The 2,769-nt window shown below is 50.1% G+C and carries 3 protein-coding genes; 1 reads left to right on the top strand and 2 read right to left on the bottom strand.

The window, feature by feature from the left end; translation table 11 throughout:
* On the bottom strand, positions 1-704 hold a 704-nt coding region (locus tag ABYT30_RS18080), incomplete at its 3' end, for a hypothetical protein (RefSeq protein WP_373097890.1).
* Positions 705-790: 86 nt separating this feature from the next.
* Positions 791-1,993 carry a cytochrome P450 gene (locus ABYT30_RS18075; protein WP_373097888.1) on the bottom strand — a complete coding sequence of 401 codons (1,203 nt, stop codon included), beginning with the start codon at positions 1,991-1,993 and terminating at the stop codon, positions 791-793.
* A gap of 283 nt (positions 1,994-2,276) precedes the next feature.
* On the opposite strand from ABYT30_RS18075, the gene ABYT30_RS18070 reads away from it, so the two are divergent.
* The coding region (locus ABYT30_RS18070; protein ID WP_373097886.1) for an SDR family NAD(P)-dependent oxidoreductase at positions 2,277-2,769 on the top strand (493 nt) is incomplete at its 3' end.

Below are 2,769 nucleotides of genomic sequence, written 5' to 3'. Positions count from 1 at the left end.
TAGGTCGCCTGAGCGAGCTCGGTTAGAATATCGTCGGCGGGGTTCTGACGGCGATCAATGACATAATTATAGAAGTGAGCGCCCATTTCCATCATAAATTTGCCGGGGGTATTTCCTTCGCCGCTGATAACTTTGTCGATATTGAACGGTGAGGGTTCGCTGTCGATGGCTTCACGGAAAAGGTGCTGGTCTTGCTTGGGCATGCCAAGCAAATCGGCGACCACTAAAGTCACAAAGGGGGTGCACACCTCATTAATGAGTTCACAGCCGCCTTTCTTAACGACTTCGCGTACGGTATTTTCTGCCAATTCATTAATGTAAAGCTCATTGGCCTTTAAGCGAGTGGGGGTAAATAGGCAGTTAAGAAGTGAGCGCCGCGCGGCGTGGCTTGCCCCGTCGTAGCTCACCACCAGATCGCCGGCTGGGAACTCGCTGCGGTGCGCTTCTATTTGTTCACTGATATCTTCGCCCTCTGGTTCAAATGGCAGGGGGTCAGTGGGGCCAAAGGTTGACAGTATGGATGAGAAGTTTTTAGTGTCGCGTAAAACTTCGGCAGATTCCTGAAAGCCAGTGATTATTATTAGATCTCTGGTTTTTAGCTGGTAAACAGGGTTTTTTTCACGTAGCGCATCAAAGTAGCTGTGTGGGTTTTCCAGTAAGTCGTGACTAGTGAAATAGTCGATTTCATCGAGTGCTTTTTGCATTGTTATTCTCCGTTAAGCGCCTAACTGTGAAATGTCATTCGGAATAGTGTTTGTGTTGTTCTATTTTATTTTGCCTAAATGGGTTGCTAGCGTTTGCATGAAATATCCGCATTGCGCAGCTCGTAGCTCCCTAACTGGCTGTTCCAGCTAATGTCTGGTTCACGGTCAAGGGTGAGCTCTGGGATGAGGAATAATTGCTCGAGAAAAATACGCGTTTCATGAATAGCGACCTGCCAGCCAGGGCAGCTGTGCGGGCCGCCGCCAAAGCTGAGAAACTTACCGGAGTCGCTTTGGCGCTTTGCTCGCTCTATGTCGACGGCATAGGGGCATTCGCCAACCATTTCTTCATCGATATTGGCATTTCGAATATCGAGGCCATATTTTTCCCCGGGGGGTAGAGGGTGCTCTGCAATACCGGAAATTTCTTCGTCTATTCGGCGGTGTACCATTGCGGCGACCGGCTCGAGTCGCACAATTTCCATTAAGATAGTGACCTGTTCTTTTTCGTCGCCCGCTAAGAATTGTTGGCGCAGCGCTTGGTCTTCAAATAAATACCACGCCGCCATAGTGATAAATTCACGGGTTGTGAGCATACCCGCAGTGCCGTATGTCACGCACTCAATAACAATCATGAATTTTGAGTAGCCTTCCTCAATATAAAAGGAAATGGCATCGTCTGTTGGATTTTTGATTCTTGCCTTTATTGCTGGCCTAACATCAAACCAATAAAAGATACCGAGGGCGCTGGCGCGTTTAAAGTTTTGCCAAACTTTGGCAAGTTTGCCATCGCCAGCGTTGGATATACTGCTGGCAAGTACCTTCTGAATACGATTTACCCGCGCCGCTTGGTTGCTGTTGGTTAAACCTAATATCTCGCTGACGACTTCTACCGCAAGGGAGAAGCTCAGATCTTCAAGCTTGGCGTGGCCTTGGGTCTTGAAGCCGGCGAGTAATTCGTCAGTGACTTTGCGCATTACCAAGTAGTGTTGTTGGGAAACAGCCTTTGGTGAGAGAAAGCGCTGGGTCTTGCGCCGCTTAATCGCATGTAGCTCGCCATCGAGGAAAAACACGGGCGCTTGCTCGGGATTTTTGAAAGTCACTAAATCCGCGCCGGCCCCAGCCTGACGGGCATGTTTACTGCGCAAGATATATTTGGCAATGCTCGGGCTTTTAACCCAGTGGGCACCGAGGTCAGGTTGAGTATTTTTAAGGGCAATGGCCGCTGATTTGCGACGGTCGACATTGCCGTGGGCAGGACAGCCGGATTCTGGAGATGGGGATGCGCTCATGAAGGTTCACCGTATTAGCATGGCGATTAAAAAAATCGGGCCAAACTTGATTTTTATCGTTGGTGCAGGATAGCTTACGAGAATTATTGTCGCAACATGTTGTTGCCAATAGTTGCAGCTTAATAAAGCTTTGTTATATGCCTTCTATGTTTAATGGACTTAAAAGCTGCTTGGGTTTAAGGAAAATTGGCGATATCTTGGTTTTGGTCGCCGAAGCTTAGCTACTTCGCGCCAATAATTGTTTTTGAAATGGGCGAATGCGTTCTGTGTAGGGGGGAAGGTTATGGCTAAGCAATCAGTACTGCTTGTCACCGGTGGCACTGGGTCGATTGGCTCTGAGGTGGCGCGGCAGGCATTGGCCAGTGGTTGGGCCGTTGTGATTCAAGGGCGGACTGAGTCGTCGGTAAACACGCTGTTAAGTGCCCTGCGCGGCAGCGACCTTGAGGCACCGGTTGCTGGCGTGGTGGCGGATATTAATACAAAGGGCTCGGTCGAGGATTTTGTTGTGGCTGCGGGCCGAGTGTTTGGGCGTATAGATGCCGTTGCCGATTGCTTGGTCACCGGGCCCAGTGAGGGCGGGATTACCGGCCCCTTTGAAAAAACGGATCCCGAGATGTATTTACCCTTTGTGGCGCTGTCACTGGTGTATCTGGAGCACTTGGCGCAGGCAGTTTTACCATGGCTGAAAAGCAGTGACGGCTGTTTGTTAACCTTTGTTTCTGATGCCGGTGTATTCCCCGCACCTCGGCAAGCCGTAATCGGCGCGGCGCGTGCCG

Origin of the sequence: Zhongshania sp., assembly GCF_041623545.1 — a bacterium.
Lineage (GTDB): Bacteria > Pseudomonadota > Gammaproteobacteria > Pseudomonadales > Spongiibacteraceae > Spongiibacter.
This window is presented reverse-complemented; position numbering and strand designations above follow the sequence as displayed.